Source organism: Actinotalea ferrariae CF5-4, assembly GCF_000603945.1.
GTDB lineage: Bacteria > Actinomycetota > Actinomycetes > Actinomycetales > Cellulomonadaceae > Actinotalea > Actinotalea ferrariae.
This window is the reverse complement of record NZ_AXCW01000106.1, coordinates 1-15,244: the sequence shown is the minus strand read 5'-3', so window position 1 is coordinate 15,244 and position 15,244 is coordinate 1. Positions and strand designations below refer to the sequence as shown.

Below are 15,244 nucleotides of genomic sequence, written 5' to 3'. Positions count from 1 at the left end.
ACACCCTCGATTGCGATGAGCCGGTAAACCCCGCCCTGATCGACTACGGCGCCGCCTCCGTCAGCCCGGACACGCTGAGCGGCCGCGGGCTGCACTACACCGGATGGGCCGGACGACCGGCGGCGCGACTGCGGGGAACCCGAGCGTCGTTGGCGTGCCGGTGCTTGACCGCCCGGATGAGCTCGGGCGGGAGATACACGTTGAACTGCGCCTTCTCGGCCATGACGACGACCACACTCGCTTGCCGGCAGACCGGCATGCCCACCACCGGAGGCCGCGTCCGGACCCCCGCCCCCCAGCACCAGCACTTCTGGGGAACGTTCGTGCCGGATAACGCCACGAACACTCCCCAGAGTGTTGTGGCGGCAACCCGGGCGCGCGGCCCGCGGTACCCGGGCACGCATCCGGCCGGAACCCATCGCCACCAGATGTAGCGACACGCGCGCCACTCACCGCTAGATGTTGTGGTCACCCCGGTGCGTACCGCTAGGGTCGGGCGCACCGACGGTTCACCGGGGAATCCACTCCGGTGAGGCAAGAGGGAACCCGGTGCGACTCCGGGACTGCCCCGCAGCGGTGAGTGGGAACGAGAGCCGTCAGACGCACTGGGTGCACACCTGGGAAGCGACGGCCGGTAGGTGCGAGCAGGTCGACGGACCGGCGCGCGAGCCCACGAGTCCGAAGACCTGCCATCGGTCCGCGCACCGCCGGTGCGTGGTGGTCGTGGAGCCTCGCGGGAGGGCTGCCCGGCGGTCGGTGCTGTGCCGGCGCACGCGTGCGTCGGCGGGTCCTCCGTCGTGCGCCCATGGGCTCCGCACCTCGGACCCGTCCTGGGAGCACGCGCATGACCCTCACCGACCTCGAGCACCGAGCAGCGGCCGACGACGCCGCGCCCGGCACCTCCCCAGCCCCCGCCGCGCCGTCGTCGGCGGCCGGCCGCATCCACGTGACCAAGCGCGACGGCACGCGGGAGCCCTACGACGCCGACCGCATCAACCGGGCGATCGAGCGGGCCACCGCCGGCCTGCCGGACCCGATCAGCATCGTCACGCAGGTCGCGAGCGAGCTCGCCATCACCCTGTTCGACGGGATCACCACCGAGCAGCTCGACGAGGCGGCGATCGCCGTCGCCGTCCAGAACGTCAAGGACGACCCGGACTTCGACGTCGTCGCGTCCCGCCTCCTGCGCAAGGTGATCCACAAGCGCGTCCTCGGCGGCTACGAGACCGAGCACGAGCTGGCGCTGCTGCACCAGGCCCGGTTCCCCGGGTACGTCCGCGAGGGCGTCGAGCTCGGGCTGCTCGACCCGCGGCTCGCCACCCACTTCGACCTCGACGCGCTCGCCGCGGCCCTGGACCACCGCCATGACGAGCGGCTGCGCTACATCGGCACCGTCACGATGCGGAACCGGTACATGCTCGCGGGCCCCGACGGGCGGCCGCTCGAGGTGCCGCAGTGGTTCTGGATGCGCGTCGCCATGGGCCTGTCGCTCACCGAGGACGACGCGACGGCCGCGGCGGTCCGCTTCTACGACGCGATCGCGCGGCTGGACTACCTGCCGGCGGGCTCGACGCTGGTCAACGCAGGGACGTCGTACCCGCAGCTGTCGAACTGCTTCGTCATGCAGATGGACGACGACATCGAGCACATCGCCACGTCGATCCGGAACGTCATGTGGCTGACCAAGGGCACGGGCGGGATCGGGCTGTCGGTGACGAAGCTGCGCTCCGAGGGGTCGCGGATCCGGTCCAACAACACGACGTCGACCGGGCCGATCCCGTTCATGCACACGATCGACTCGACGCTGCGGGCGGTCTCCCGCGGCGGCAAGAAGTTCGGCGCCCTGTGCTTCTACATCGAGAACTGGCACCTGGACTTCCCGCAGTTCCTGGACCTGCGGCAGAACTCCGGCGACCCGTACCGGCGCACGCGCACCGCCAACACCGCGGTGTGGATCAGCGACGAGTTCATGAAGCGCGTCGCCGCGGACGACGACTGGTACCTCTTCGACCCCGCGGACACCCCGGACCTCGTCGAGCTCACCGGCGCGGCGTTCTCGGAGCGGTACGCGCACTACGTCGCCGAGGCCCGGGCGGGACGGCTGCCCCGGCACCGGCGCCTGCGGGCGCGCGAGCAGTGGACGGCGATGCTCGTGACGCTGCAGTCGACGTCGCACCCGTGGCTGACCTGGAAGGACTCGGTCAACACCCGCGCGCTCAACGACAACACCGGCACCATCCACCTGTCGAACCTGTGCACCGAGATCACGCTGCCGCAGGACCGGGACACGATCGCCGTCTGCAACCTCGCGTCGGTGAACCTGGCTGCGCACCTGGTGCCGGCGGCCGACGGCGGCGCAACGGCCGGCTCGGGTGACCTCGCGATCGACTGGGAGCGGCTGGAGCGGACCACCCGGCTCGCGGTCCGGCAGCTCGACAACCTCGTGGACATCACGCTGTCGTCGGTGGCGGAGTCGGAGCGCGCGAACTCGGCGAACCGGGCCGTCGGGCTCGGGGTCATGGGGTTCACCGACGTCACCGAGCAGCTCGGCCTCGCGTACGACTCCCCCGAGGCCGCTGACCTCGCCGACCGGCTGCTCGAGCACATCAGCTGGCACGCGATCGACGCGTCGGCGGAGCTGGCCCGCGAGCGCGGGGCGTACCCGAACTTCGCCGGGTCGGGGTGGTCGCACGGCCTCGTGCCGGTGGACACGCTGGACCGCCTCGAGGCGGACCGCGGCGTGCCCGTGACCGTCGACCGCGGCGTGCGCCTGGACTGGGACGCGCTGCGCGCCAAGGTCGCCGGCGGCATGCGCAACGCGACGCTCCTGGCCATCGCGCCGACGGCGTCCATCGGCCTCGTCGCCGGGACGACCCCCGGACTCGACCCGCAGTTCTCGCAGATCTTCAGCCGCGCGACGTCGTCGGGGAAGTTCCTCGAGGTCAACCGCAACCTCGTCCGCGACCTCCAGGCCCGCGGTCTGTGGGAGCGGGTGCGCGACGACCTGCTCGCGGCGCAGGGCGACCTCGCTGCGGTGCCGGGCGTGCCCGAGGAGCTCGTGGCGGTGTACCGGACGTCGTTCCAGGTGTCGCCGTACGCGTTCGTCGAGGTCGCGGCGCGGGCGCAGAAGTGGGTCGACCAGGCGATCAGCCGGAACATCTACCTCGCGTCGCGGGACGTCGGCGAGATGTCCGACCTGTACCGGGCCGCGTGGGAGCGGGGCGTCAAGACGACGTACTACCTGCACATGAAGCCGCGGCACACCGCCGAGCAGAGCACCGTGCGGGTCAACAAGGCCGAGTCGCACGGTCCGGCGGCCGGGCGGTCGGGACGGGTCGGCTTCGGCCGGGCGGCAGCCCCGGCCGGGGCCAGCGCGCCGGCACCGGCACCCGCGCTGTCGGCAGCGCTCACCCCTGCCACCCCACCGGCGCTCACCACCCGACCGGCCGATCGCATTTCGCGACAAGAAGGTGCGCCGGCGGACGGAGTTGTCGCGGAAGGTGACCGGACGACGACGCCGCTCGCCGGCGGGGAGTCGACGGCCACCGCGGCACCGGCGCGCCGAGGGTTCGGGTTCGCCGGCGTGGCGAGCCCGACACCACCGACGGTGGCGCCCTCCGCCGTCGGGTCGCCGTCGGCGGAGTCGCCCGACGACGCGATGTCGGACGACCTGGGGCTCGACGTCGTCGACGGGGTCGCGTGCCCCGTGGACCCGATGGAGCGCCTGCAGTGCGACTCCTGCCAGTGACGCCCTGACACCCTCCCCCGCTCCCAGGGACGCCTGCCCCCGCCTGCGGCGCAGCGCGCCCCGAGCACCCGACCCTTCGGAAGGACCCACCCATGACCACCACCGCCGCACCCTCGATCCTCGGCACCGGCATCGCCGAGGGTCTGCTGCTCAAGCCCGTCCGGTACGCGTGGGCGATGGACCTGTACGACCAGGCCGTCGCGAACACCTGGTTCCCCAACGAGATCCAGCTCGGCGAGGACCTCGCCGACTTCCAGCGCATGACGGACGAGGAGAAGCACGCCGTCACGTTCCTCATGAGCTACTTCAACCCCAGCGAGCTGCTGGTCAACAAGGCGCTCGCGTTCGGCGTGTACCCGTACCTCAACGCCCCCGAGGCGCACCTCTACCTCGCCAAGCAGATGTGGGAGGAGGCCAACCACTGCATGGCGTTCGAGTACGTCCTGGAGACGTTCCCCATCGACCGGACGGAGGCCTACGAGTCGCACGTGACCGTGCCGTCGATGGCCGCGAAGGAGGAGTTCGAGGTCCACTACATCCGCCGGATGACCGAGCAGACCATCGACATCTCGACCACCGAGGGCAAGCGCGACTTCGTGCGGAACCTCGTCGCGTACAACGTCGTCCTCGAGGGCATCTGGTTCTACAGCGGCTTCATGGTCGCGCTGAGCTTCCGGCAGCGGAACCTGCTGCGGAACTTCGGCTCGCTCATCGACTGGATCGTCCGCGACGAGTCGCTGCACCTGAAGTTCGGGATCAACCTCATCCTGACCGTGCTGGAGGAGAACCCCGACCTGCAGACGCCGGAGTTCGCCGAGGAGATCCGCCAGATGGTCCTCGACGCCGTCGAGATGGAGGAGCGCTACAACCGCGACCTGCTGCCGCACGGCATCCTCGGCCTCAACGCCGACTACGTGAACCAGTACGTCCGCTACCTCGCGGACCGTCGCCTGGAGGAGCTCGGCTTCGAGCCGCACTACCGGGTGAGCAACCCGGCGAAGTGGATGGCCGCGGCGAACGACACCCTGCAGCTCGTGAACTTCTTCGAGGCGACCAACACGAGCTACGAGGTCAACGCCGCGGCGTCGTCGGCCCGCTGAGCGACTCCGGCGGACGCCCGCGCAGGTCGCGCAGGCACCCAGCGGTGAGGGTTGGAGCTGCCATCCGGCTCCAACCCTCACCGCAGCGAGGACCGACTCGGGTGTGCCGGCGGTCCGGTGACGGTGGGAGTCGCCATGCGGCTCCCTGGCTCACAGCCGTCGGCCGGCCTCCGGGGCGTCGAGGACGTGCCAGATGACGGCGCCGTCGTCGTCGGTCGCGACGCGTTGCGCGCGGAAGCCGAGCTTCTGCGCCACGCGCAGCGACGGTGCGTTCCACGGTCGGATCGTCGCCCACAGCCGGGTGCGGCCCGTGGCGAACGCCGCGTCGACGACGGCGCGCGCGGCCTCCGTCGCGTAGCCGTGACCGTGCGCCCAGGGCAGCAGCTCGTAGGCGACCTCCGGTTCCGCCACCGTGCTGCGGCCGACGACGAGCCCGCAGTACCCGAGGGGTTCGCCGGCCGGCCGGCGGCGGAGGACGAGGACCCCGATCCCGAGGGACGCGATCGTCTGCCGCATCGTGGCGATCTTGTCGAGGGCGTCGTCGGTCGTCCACGTCCGCCCGTCGTCCCGGGCGGTGAGCAGCTCGGCCATCCAGGCGGCGTCGTCGTCGGTCTGGGCGGTGAGGACGAGGCGCTCGGTCGCGAGGTGCAGCGCGAGGGGCGCGAACGAGCCGGGCTCGGCCCCACCGGGCTCCGTCACGCCGGGCTCCCGGACGACCGGGTCGGGCGGCAGCTCGTCACCCGGCTCATCGTGCCAGGCGCTGCCGACGTGCGCGCCCGGCGACAGGTCGGACCGCGAGCGCACGGCGGTCAGCGGAGGGCGACCCAGATGAGGAGCATCGTGACCAGGAAGCCGACGACGTAGTTCGCGCCGAGGAACTGCCGCCAGCCCTTGTTCGCCGTCTCGGCCGTCGCGTCCGTGATCCCGCGGAACTGCCACACGATCGCCAGGTACGGCAGCACGAGCAGCGCCGCGAGCGGCCCCGGCCACGGCAGCGCCAGCATGAGGAGCCCACCGACGGCGTAGAGCGCGAACGCGAACCACACCGTCGGACGGGCGCCGAGCACCGTCGCGATCGACCCGATGCCCGCAGCCCGGTCCGCGACGACGTCCTGCACCGCCCCGAACGCCTGGCTCGCCATCCCCCACAGGAAGAACCCGGCGAGGATGATCCACGCCGCGGCGGAGATCCCCTCCCCCGCCAGCACGAACCCGTACAGCGCGGGCGAGACGAAGTGGGTCGCGGACGTCATCGAGTCCAGGACCGGGCGCTCCTTGAACCGCAGCCGCGGCGCCGAGTACGCGACGACCGCGAACAGCGAGAACGCGAGCACGAGCCACGACAGCGGGTCACCGATCGCCACGAGGTACGCGACGAACGGCAGCGGCAGCAGCGTCGAGGCCAGCAGCGTCGTCCGGTGCAGGCGCGTGTCGAGCAGCGCCCCCTCGACGCCACCCTTGCGCGGGTTCTTGAGGTCCGACTCGTAGTCGAAGACGTCGTTGATCCCGTACATGAGCAGGTTGTAGGGGATGAGGAAGAACAGCGTCCCGACCACCAGAGCGGCGTCGACCTCGCGGGTGCTCATGACGTACGCCGCCGCGAACGGGTACGCGGTGTTGACCCAGCTCAGCGGCCGCGAGCTGAGCGTCAGCTCCCGCACCACACCGAGGGGTCCCCGGTGCGCGGTGGTCGTCACGTCGTCTCCGTCCGTCGGGTCGTCTCCCCGATCGTCCCACCGGCAGACCCGGCCGACGACGACGCCGCAGCCGCCCGCGAGCGCCGACCGCCCCACGGCGCGATGAGGTGCCACAGCGCCGGCAGGAGGATCACCGCGAGCACGGCGTAGGCGAAGTCCTCGATCGGCGCGACGCCGATCTGCAGGCCGATGCGCTGGGCGTCGTCGTAGGCCACGAGCCCGGCCATGATCATGAAGTTGTCGAAGATCGCGGTGAGGACGAGCAGCACGGCCATCGTCCCCGCGAGCGGCTTCCATGCCGGCCGACCGGTCCGGACCCGCGCCACGACCAGCGCCACGACGGCGAGCAGCAGGAACGGCACGTTGAGCAGCGCGTAGGTCATCGCGCACCGCCCGCCACGTCGGCGGCCCGAGCGGGCACGGCGCCGTCGTCGGTCACGTCCTCACCCAGCACGTGGCGCAGCCCGCCGTAGACGTTCATGGTCAGGTAGCTCAGCAGCACGAGGAAGAACAGCTCCTCCAGCGGCAGCTCGGGGGCGAGCAGCACGCCGGTCATGAACTCGGTCTGGCCGCGGAAGAAGACCCCGAGCAGGATGCCGAAGCCGTCCCACAGCAGGAACACCGAGACACCGAGGAGCAGGACCATCGCGGCGCGCGCCGGCGCGACCCAGAAGAACAGCCGGAACCGCCGGTCGAGCACGACCATGCCCGTGATGGAGACGAGCAGGACGGCCAGGTACGAGAAGCCGATCATGCGTGCGTGATCACCGGCGCCCGGCCGGACGCAGCGGCTCCGGGAGCGGACCGGTCGAGGTGTCCCCGCGCAGCCGCTTGATCACGAGCTCGGCGCTGATGAGGCACATCGGCAGGCCGATGCCCGGGATGGTCGTGCCACCCGCGTGGTAGAGCCCCGCGACCTTCCGGGACGCGTTGCCCGCCCGGAACATCGCGCTCTGCCGCAGCGTGTGGGCCGGGCCCAGCGCCGTGCCGTGCCAGGTCCGCAGGTCCTCCGCGAAGTCGGCCGGTCCGACCGTCCGGCGCACCGTGATGCGCTCGGCCAGGTCCGGCACGCCGGCCCACTGCGCGATCTGGGCGATCGCCGCGTCCGCGGTCGCCTCGACCCACGGGTCGCCCGCGCCGTCGACGCCACCGCGACCCAGCCGCGTGTCCGCCGGGGCGGGCACCAGGACGAAGAGGTTCTCGTCGCCTTCCGGCGCCACGGAGGGGTCCGTCGCGCTCGGCCGGCACACGTAGATCGACATGGGGCTCGGGAACGGCACGTGCGGACCGGCCGACGCCGCCCGACGCTGCCCCTTCGGGAAGATCGCGTCGAACCCGCGCTGCCAGTCCTCGGTGAAGAACAGCGAGTGGTGCTGGAGCTCCTCGATCCGGCCCGTGACGCCGAGGTACAGCAGGACCGCGCTCGGCCCGGGCAGCTGCTTGTCCCACCAGCGCCGGGAGTGCCCGCGCAGGTGCTCGGGCAGCAGCCGGCTGTCGGTCTGGAACATGTCCACCGCGCTGACGACGACGTCCGCCGCCACGTGCTGCATCCGCCCCTCGGCGTCGCGGTAGTCCACGCCGGTCACCCGGGCCTGCTGACCGAGGCGGCGGCCCAGCCGGCGCTCCGCCTCGCCGCGCACCCCGGGCGCCGGCGGCAGGTCCTGTGTCGCGATCCCGACGACGTCGGCCTGCGTCCGGACCTCGACCCCGTGCTTCTCGGCGATCGCCCGGATACGGGCGATGAGCTCGGTGAACCCGCCCTGGGGGTAGTAGACGACGTCCGTCAGGTCCAGGTGGCTCATGAGGTGGTACATGCTCGGCGTGAGGCGCGGCGCCGAGCCGAGGAACACCGCCGGGTACCCGAGCACCTGACGCAGGCGCGGGTCCTGGAACTGCTCGGCGACGTACGTCTCGAGGTTCTTCGTCAGGAGCGTCGCCAGCCGCGGCAGCCGCCGCAGGACGTCCTTGTGGAGCAGCGGCAGGTACGACGCGAACGTCGTGTAGAGGAAGTGCCGCAGCGCCACGCGGTACGTGTCGGACGCGGACTCGAGGTAGGCGCGCATCTTCGCCCCGGCGCCGGGCTCGATCGCCTCGAACGACGCGACGGTGTGCTCGAGGTCCGAGCGCACGTCCAGCGGGGGGAACCGGTCGAAGAACACCCGGTAGCCGGGGTCGAGGCCGACGAGGTCGAGCTCCTCGTCGGCGGTCGAGCCGAGCAGCCGGAAGAAGTGGTCGAACACCTCGGGCATGAGGTACCAGGACGGCCCCGTGTCGAACGTGAAGCCGTCGGAGTGCCACGTCCCCGAGCGGCCGCCGACGTCCTCGCGCGCCTCGAGCAGCGTCACCGCGTAGCCCTCGGCACCGAGCAGCGCCGCGGTACCCAGGCCGGCGATGCCGCCCCCGACGACGACGGCGCGCCGCGGCTCGCCGTCCGCGCCCTGCGGGGCCCGCGCCTGCCCGCTCATCGGACCGCTCCGGCGGGACGCCCGCCGACCCGGCCCAGCAGCGACGTCGGCCCTGGTAGCCGGCCGTGCTCGCGCAGCGCGCGGCCCGCGACCCGGAGCTTGACGGGCGTCGGGACGCTCACCCGCGTGGTGAGCAGCGCGGCCGCGGGGGTGGCCTCGAGCCGGCGCGTCAGCTCCGCGAAGAGCTCGCACGCGACGGCGACGGCCGGTCGGGCTGCGGCGGGGAGTCGGTCGATGGCGTCGCGGGCGACGCGCAGGTCCTGGGCGATGTCGGCCAGCACGGCGGTCTTCTGCTCCTCGGTGAAGCGCTGAGGGTCGACCCCCACGAAATAGCTCCGACCCAGCCGGAGGGCGTCGTCGGCCAGGTCCCGAAGGAAGTTGATCTTCTGGAAGGCGGCGCCCAACGCCCGGGCACCGGGCGTCAGCTCACGGTACCGAGCCTCCCGGACGGTCGAGGGCTCCTCGAGCAGGAAGATTCTCAGGCACATGAGCCCGACGACCTCGGCCGACCCGTAGACGTACCGGTCGAAGCTCTCCGCGTCGTGGTGGGTGGTGTCGAGGTCCATCCGCATCGACGCGTAGAACGGCGCCGTCAGCTCCGGCCCGAAGCCCGCCTCCCGCGCCGTCCGGGCGAAGGCGTGCACGAGGACGTTGGTGCTGTACCCGGTGCGCATCGCCAGCTCGGTCTCGACCTCGAGCGCGTCGAGGCGCACGCGGGCGTCCGCGACGTCGCCGCCGACCTCCTCCGTCGCGCCGTCGACGACCTCGTCGGCGAGCCGGACCAGGGCGTAGACGTCGCGGATCCGGCCCCGCTGGGCGGACGGGAGGATGCGCGTCGCGAGGCCGAAGCTCGTCGAGTACTCCCGGACCACCAGGTCCGCGGCCCGGTGCGCGACCGCGTCGTACAGGCTCAGCCTGCTGGTCATCGGGCCGACGCCCGGACGTGCTCGACGACGTCGTCGAGCGCCGTGCGCACGTGCCCGGTGATCCCGGCGACGAACTCCACCATGGCGTCCGGCAGGTCAGCCGTCACGCAGCGCACCTCGACCTCCGCGAGGTCCTGACGGACGTGGTCCTCGACGAGGTGGGGCGCGGGCGAGCCCGCGAGCGCCGCGCGCATCGCGTCCGCCGTCTCCCGGTCCAGGTCGGGCCGCCCGAAGTCCGGCGCGATCCGGTCCCAGACCGGCAGCTGCTGCGCGCGGAGGACCAGCGCCGTGTGCTTGCCCTCACGCAGGTCGCTGATGTTGCTCTTGCCGATCCGGTCCTCCGGCGCGAAGACGCCGAGCAGGTCGTCGACGAGCTGGAACGCCCGCCCGAGCAGCCGCCCGACGTGGTCGAGCTCCATCTGCTCGGCCAGGGACGCGCCGGCGAGGATCGCCCCGGCCCGTAGGGGCGCGCGGAAGGAGTACATCGCGGTCTTCGACTCGCAGACGAGGAGCGCCTCGTCGAGGTCCGGCACGTGCAGCCCGAGCCCGTAGGCGGTGTCGGCGAGCTCGCCGCCCGCGGAGACGAGCAGCGTCTCGTCCAGGAGGTCCAGCAGCTGCTCGACCTGGGGACGCGGCACGTCCACGCCGCCGATGAGCCGGTGCGCGCGGGTCAGCGCGAGGTCCCCGGCGAGCACCGCGGCCGCCTCCGACCACTGCTGCGCCGGGCCCTCCTCCGAGCCCGTCGCCATGGACACGGCGCGCATCGTCGCCGCGAGGTTGGGCTTGCCGCGCCGGACCCAGTCGTGGTCGATGAGGTCGTCGTGGATGAGGAAGGCGGTGTGGAGCAGCTCGAACCCCGCGGCGACCTCGACGGCGGCGCGCTGGGCCGAGCCACCGAGGGCCTCGTGGGTGCCGAGCACGATCGCGGACCGGAACCGCTTGCCGCCACGCACGCTGCGGGCGATCTCGGACCAGATGAGCTCGTACTCGGTGCCGAACACGTGCGCGCGGGCACGCGCCGACTCCAGCACGTCGCGGAGCAGGAGGTCGACGTCGGGGTGCGGTCGGAACAGCGCAGCGCCCTGCGCCAGCGGGCTGAGCGTCACACCCCCACCCCCTCGTGCAGGAGCGGGACGTCGTCGGCGTGCTGCACGAGCCACGGGCTGAGCGCCCACGGCGCGGACGCGATCGCGCGGCGCAGGTCCTCCGGCGCGACCCAGGCCACCTCCATCACCTCGTCCGGGTGCGGCGCGAGGTCGCCCACGACGCGCGCGGTGAAGACGGGGCACACCTCGTTCTCGACGATGCCGGACGCGTCGACCGCCCGGTAGCGGAAGTCCGGCGCGACGAGCGTGATGTCCGTGACCTGCGTACCCAGCTCGTCGGCCGCGCGCCGGCGGATCGCGTCCTCGAAGGACTCCTCGGGCGCGGGGTGGCCGCACACGGAGTTGGTCCAGACACCCGGCCAGGTCTTCTTGCTCAGGGCGCGGCGCGTCACGAGGACCCGGCCCTCGGCGTCCAGCAGGTGGCAGGAGAACGCCAGGTGCAGGGGCGTGTCGGTGGTGTGGACGGTCGCCTTGTCGGCGGTCCCGGTCCGCGTCCCGTCGTCGTCGAGGAGGACGACGGTCTCACGAGCAGTCATTCGAGGGGACCTTCCGGGGACGACGGCGAATACTCAGCACGCTGAGCATAGGGCGGCGCGGGACCTTGGTCCGTTGTTCCGGACATGGTTCTTCTCCCCCTGAGCCACAGCGCCTGGTGCACCATGGTGATCGATCGCGCACGGGGAGTCGAGAGGCCCCGGATTTCCCCGGCGCGTGTTCGCAGCAAGAGAAACCTGCATCCACCCCGACCCGGGAGCGTCGTGACCCCCTCGCTGTCCGTCGTCATCCCCGTCAAGGACGACGCCGTCGCCCTGCGCCAGTGCCTGCGCGCGCTCGCCGGGCAGACCCTCGCGCCGCTGGAGGTGGTGGTCGTCGACAACGGCTGCACCGACGACAGCGTCGCCGTCGCGCTCGAGCACGGCGCCCGGGTCGTCGTCGAGCCGCGACCCGGCATCCCGGCCGCCGCGTCCGCGGGCTACGACGCGGCCGTCGGCGACGTCATCGTCCGGTGCGACGCGGACACCCGCGCCCCGGCGGACTGGCTCGCCCGGATCACGGCGGCCTTCGACGCCGACCCGGACCTGGACGCCCTGACCGGCGACGGCGACTTCTACGACCTCGGCCCGCGCGGCCCGCTGCTGGCGCGGATCTACCTCGGCGCGTACTACACGTCGCTGCACGGCGCCCTGGCCCACCCGCCGCTGTGGGGCTCGAACATGGCGCTGCGGCGGACGGCGTGGCTCGGCGTCCGGGACCGCGTGAACCGGTGGGACCCCGAGGTGCACGACGACACCGACCTCGCCTTCGCCCTCGGTCCCGGCGCGCGCATCCGCCGCGACCGCACCCTGCGCGTGGGGGTGTCCGGCCGGTCGCTCCAGGGCGTCCGGCAGCTGCGCCGGCGCTTCGCCCGCGGGTTCCGGACGGTCGCGGCGCACCGCTCCACCAGCCCGTCGTGGCGCCGGTGGGAGCACCGCCTGCGCCACCCCGACGGCGGCCCGCGGCTCCTGCCGCCGGGTCCGTCGGCCGGCCCCTCGGCCTGACCATCCCCCGGCGCCGGCCCGGCCGCGGGTCCACGACCGCCCCTGAGACCGGCCCTGAGACCGCCCGCCCCCAGCGCATGCGGCCCGACGACGCCCCACCTAGCGTGGCCGGATGCGCATCCTCATCGCCGGTGGCCACGGCCAGATCGCCCTCCGCCTCACCCGCCTCCTCGCCGAGCGCGGCGACCAGGCGGTCGGGCTCGTCCGGAACCCCGCCCACACGGCGGACGTCGAGGCGGCCGGCGGGCAGGCCGTCGTCCTGGACATGGAGCACAGCAGCGCGGGCGAGCTCGCCCCGGTGCTGGACGGCGCCGACGCCGTCGTCTTCGCCGCCGGCGCGGGCCCGGGCTCGTCCGCCGAGCGCAAGGACACCGTCGACCGGGCGGGCGCCGCGCTCCTCGCCGACGCCGCGGAGCAGGCCGGGGTCAGCCGGTACGTGCTCGTCTCCTCCGTCGGTGCGGACCGCGCCGACGAGGTGGACGACGAGGCCATGGGGCCCTACCTGCGCGCCAAGGCGGCGAGCGAGGCGGACCTGCGCAGCCGGTCGCTGGACTGGACGGTGCTGCGCCCCGCCCGCCTGACCGACGAGCCGGGCACCGGGAAGGTGCGCCTGGAGCCGTCGCTCGGCGAGGCCGCCACGCAGGCGTCGGTGAGCCGCGACGACGTCGCGCGGACGATCGTCGGGCTGCTGGACGAGGCGGCCGTCGTCGGGCTGACCCTCGAGCTGGCGTCGGGCGAGGACCTCGTCGACGCGGCCGTCCAGGCCGCCGGCCGCGGCGAGCCGGGGGACGGGTCGCTCGACGCGATCGAGGAGACCGCCGACCGCGCCTGACCCGCCGGTCCTGCGTCAGACGGCCTGCGTCAGACGGCGACCGGGCCGGCCATCCCCCCGCGTCCGACCATCGCGACGGTGCTGGTGGCGGTGGCGGTGGTCGTCCCGCTGGTCACCACGGCCGTCACGACCTTGCCGTCGGGGCCGCTGCCCGCGGTCACCACGGCCACCGACCGCGTCACGGCCGCCCCGGGGGCCAGGCCGCCGACGTCGCACGTGACGGTCATGTTCGTGCCCTGCGGGGCCGCGGTGCAGCCGTCGGGCAGCGGCTGGTCCGTGTCCACCGCGAGACCACCGGGCAGGTCGATCGTCAGGCGGGTGTCGGGGGCGAGGGTGCCGCCGGTGTTCCGCACGGTCACCTCCACCGTGCCGCGAAGGTCCACGAGCGTCGTCGTCGGCGGGAGGACGACCTCGAGCTCCGCCGGCCGCGGGGGCGCCGGGGGACCGACGACGCGGACCTCGCCGGTGAGCACGCGGCCGGCGGCCGTCACGCCGACCGGGACCATCACGTCGGACCCGACGGGCGGGGCGTCGGCCCGCAGCGCCAGGAGCACCTCGGTGGCGCCACCGGCCGGGACGTCGACCTCGCGGCAGACCCCCGCGGGGCAGGCGGCCCAGCCGTCACCGGACACGACCAGCGGGAGCGCCGGCAGCGCGACCTCGACCGTGACGGCCCGCGCCGTGGTCCCCCCGGTGTTCGTCACGCGGACCGTCGCGCTGCGCGGGCCGTCGGCCGTGACCGGCTCCGTCGCCGTGTCGGGCAGCACCAGGGCGGCGTCGAGCACCGCCGGCCGCGACCGGACGACGCCGGGCAGCCGCACGGCCTCCGGGCGCGCGGTGTGGCCCGGCGCCCAGGTGCGCAGGCCGACGGGCAGGTCCGTCTCGCCGTCGAGGGAGGCGGGGTCGACCACGAGGCGGGCGTGCAGGGTCGTCGAGGCGCCGGGCGCCAGGTCGGGGAAGGTGCAGACGCCGACGTGCTCGGCGTCCGCGACGTCCGGGGCGCACGTCCAGCCGCCGTCGGCGTCCCGCGCCACCGCGAAGCCCGCTCCGGCGGGCGGGGCGCCGAGCGCCTCGAGCTCCCAGCGGGTCCCGTCGGCGAACTCCAGCTCGGTCCGGACCTCCTCGGCCGCCGCGGTCCCGGTGTTGGTGACCTGGACGGCGACGAGCGTCGGCGTGCCGGCCTGCACCTGGACCTCGGAGGGCGTCGCCACCGCGAGCGCGACGAACGGCTCCGGGTCGGGGTCGGTCGGGTCGGGGTCGGTCGGGTCGGGGTCGGTCGGGTCGGTCGGGTCGGGGTCGGTGGGGTCCGGGTCGGCGGGGTCGGCCGGGCCCGGGTCTCCAGCCGGCGGCCCGCCCGGCGTGGTCCCGCCCGGCGTGGTCCCGCCCGGCGTGGTCCCGCCCGGGGTGGTCCCACCGGTCGTCGTCCCGCCGCTCGTCGTCCCGCCGCTTGCGCCCGGGACGGCGACAGGGGACGCGTCGTCCGACGGCGGCGCGCCGGCAGGTGCGCCACCGGGGTCGGGCTCGGTCACCGGCGCGCCCTCGTCGGCAGGTCCGTCGGTACCGTCACCGGCAGGGTCGGTCGCGCCCTCCGCTCCCGCGCCGTCGTCGTCGCTCGCCTCGTCGCCGCTCGCCTCGTCGTCGACCCCCGCCGCGGGCTCGGAGGCGACCACGGGTGCGTCGTCGGCGGAGAACAGACCGGTCGCCCCGGCGACGACGAGGCCGCCCGTGACGAGGACGGCGGCCACGGCCGCGGCGATGCCCGTCGGCACCGCGGCGATCAGGGCGGCGAGGCCCGTGACGGACCCGGCGGTGCCGGCGGCGGACAGGGCGGC

At 73.8% G+C, this 15,244-nt stretch carries 13 protein-coding genes and 1 riboswitch; of the genes, 4 read left to right on the top strand and 9 right to left on the bottom strand.

What is annotated here, in order from left to right:
• The first annotated feature begins 488 nt into the window (after positions 1-488).
• A riboswitch (cobalamin riboswitch) is annotated at positions 489-708 on the top strand.
• A gap of 136 nt (positions 709-844) precedes the next feature.
• Positions 845-3,748, top strand: a complete 2,904-nt coding sequence (locus tag N866_RS10760; protein WP_081802559.1) for a ribonucleoside-diphosphate reductase subunit alpha — start codon at positions 845-847, stop codon at positions 3,746-3,748.
• A 92-nt stretch (positions 3,749-3,840) separates the two neighbouring features.
• On the top strand, positions 3,841-4,848 hold the full coding sequence (locus N866_RS10755) for a ribonucleotide-diphosphate reductase subunit beta (protein WP_034226238.1): 1,008 nt from the start codon (positions 3,841-3,843) through the stop codon (positions 4,846-4,848).
• Between the two features lie 150 nt (positions 4,849-4,998).
• Here N866_RS10755 and N866_RS10750 read toward each other — a convergent pair whose 3' ends face one another.
• From N866_RS10750 to idi, 8 genes are read right to left on the bottom strand one after another with little or no spacing between them, the layout of a single operon-like run.
• Positions 4,999-5,652: a GNAT family N-acetyltransferase gene (locus tag N866_RS10750; protein WP_245612529.1), complete on the bottom strand. Its 654-nt coding sequence runs from the start codon at positions 5,650-5,652 to the stop codon at positions 4,999-5,001.
• A 5-nt stretch (positions 5,653-5,657) separates the two neighbouring features.
• On the bottom strand, positions 5,658-6,545 hold the full coding sequence (locus N866_RS10745) for a prenyltransferase (protein WP_245612527.1): 888 nt from the start codon (positions 6,543-6,545) through the stop codon (positions 5,658-5,660).
• The gene (locus N866_RS20915) at positions 6,542-6,928 is read right to left on the bottom strand and encodes a lycopene cyclase domain-containing protein (protein WP_052022911.1); all 387 of its coding nucleotides are present in this window, start codon (positions 6,926-6,928) and stop codon (positions 6,542-6,544) included. Before N866_RS20915 ends, N866_RS10745 begins: the two co-directional genes overlap by 4 nt.
• A complete protein-coding gene (locus N866_RS10735) occupies positions 6,925-7,299 on the bottom strand; it encodes a lycopene cyclase domain-containing protein (protein ID WP_052022910.1) in 375 nt (124 codons plus the stop codon). The genes N866_RS20915 and N866_RS10735 overlap by 4 nt, the downstream gene beginning before the upstream one ends.
• A 10-nt stretch (positions 7,300-7,309) precedes the next feature.
• Positions 7,310-9,010, bottom strand: coding sequence for a phytoene desaturase family protein (gene crtI, locus N866_RS10730; RefSeq protein WP_034226236.1), 1,701 nt, complete (start codon positions 9,008-9,010; stop codon positions 7,310-7,312).
• Entirely contained in the window at positions 9,007-9,936 is a 930-nt protein-coding gene (locus tag N866_RS10725; protein ID WP_052022909.1) for a phytoene/squalene synthase family protein, read from the bottom strand. Before N866_RS10725 ends, crtI begins: the two co-directional genes overlap by 4 nt.
• Positions 9,933-11,042 (bottom strand): polyprenyl synthetase family protein, encoded by a 1,110-nt coding sequence (locus tag N866_RS10720; RefSeq protein ID WP_052022908.1) that lies wholly within the window; start codon positions 11,040-11,042, stop codon positions 9,933-9,935. Before N866_RS10720 ends, N866_RS10725 begins: the two co-directional genes overlap by 4 nt.
• On the bottom strand, positions 11,039-11,578 hold the full coding sequence (idi, locus tag N866_RS10715) for an isopentenyl-diphosphate Delta-isomerase (RefSeq protein WP_034226235.1): 540 nt from the start codon (positions 11,576-11,578) through the stop codon (positions 11,039-11,041). The genes N866_RS10720 and idi overlap by 4 nt, the downstream gene beginning before the upstream one ends.
• A 222-nt stretch (positions 11,579-11,800) precedes the next feature.
• Here idi and N866_RS10710 point away from each other — a divergent pair, with 222 nt between their 5' ends.
• Positions 11,801-12,580, top strand: coding sequence for a glycosyltransferase family 2 protein (locus tag N866_RS10710; protein WP_052022906.1), 780 nt, complete (start codon positions 11,801-11,803; stop codon positions 12,578-12,580).
• Between the two features lie 112 nt (positions 12,581-12,692).
• Positions 12,693-13,412 carry an SDR family oxidoreductase gene (locus N866_RS10705; RefSeq protein ID WP_052022904.1) on the top strand — a complete coding sequence of 240 codons (720 nt, stop codon included), beginning with the start codon at positions 12,693-12,695 and terminating at the stop codon, positions 13,410-13,412.
• 29 nt (positions 13,413-13,441) lie between these two features.
• Here N866_RS10705 and N866_RS21380 read toward each other — a convergent pair.
• The coding region (locus N866_RS21380; protein ID WP_034226232.1) for a hypothetical protein at positions 13,442-15,244 on the bottom strand (1,803 nt) is incomplete at its 5' end.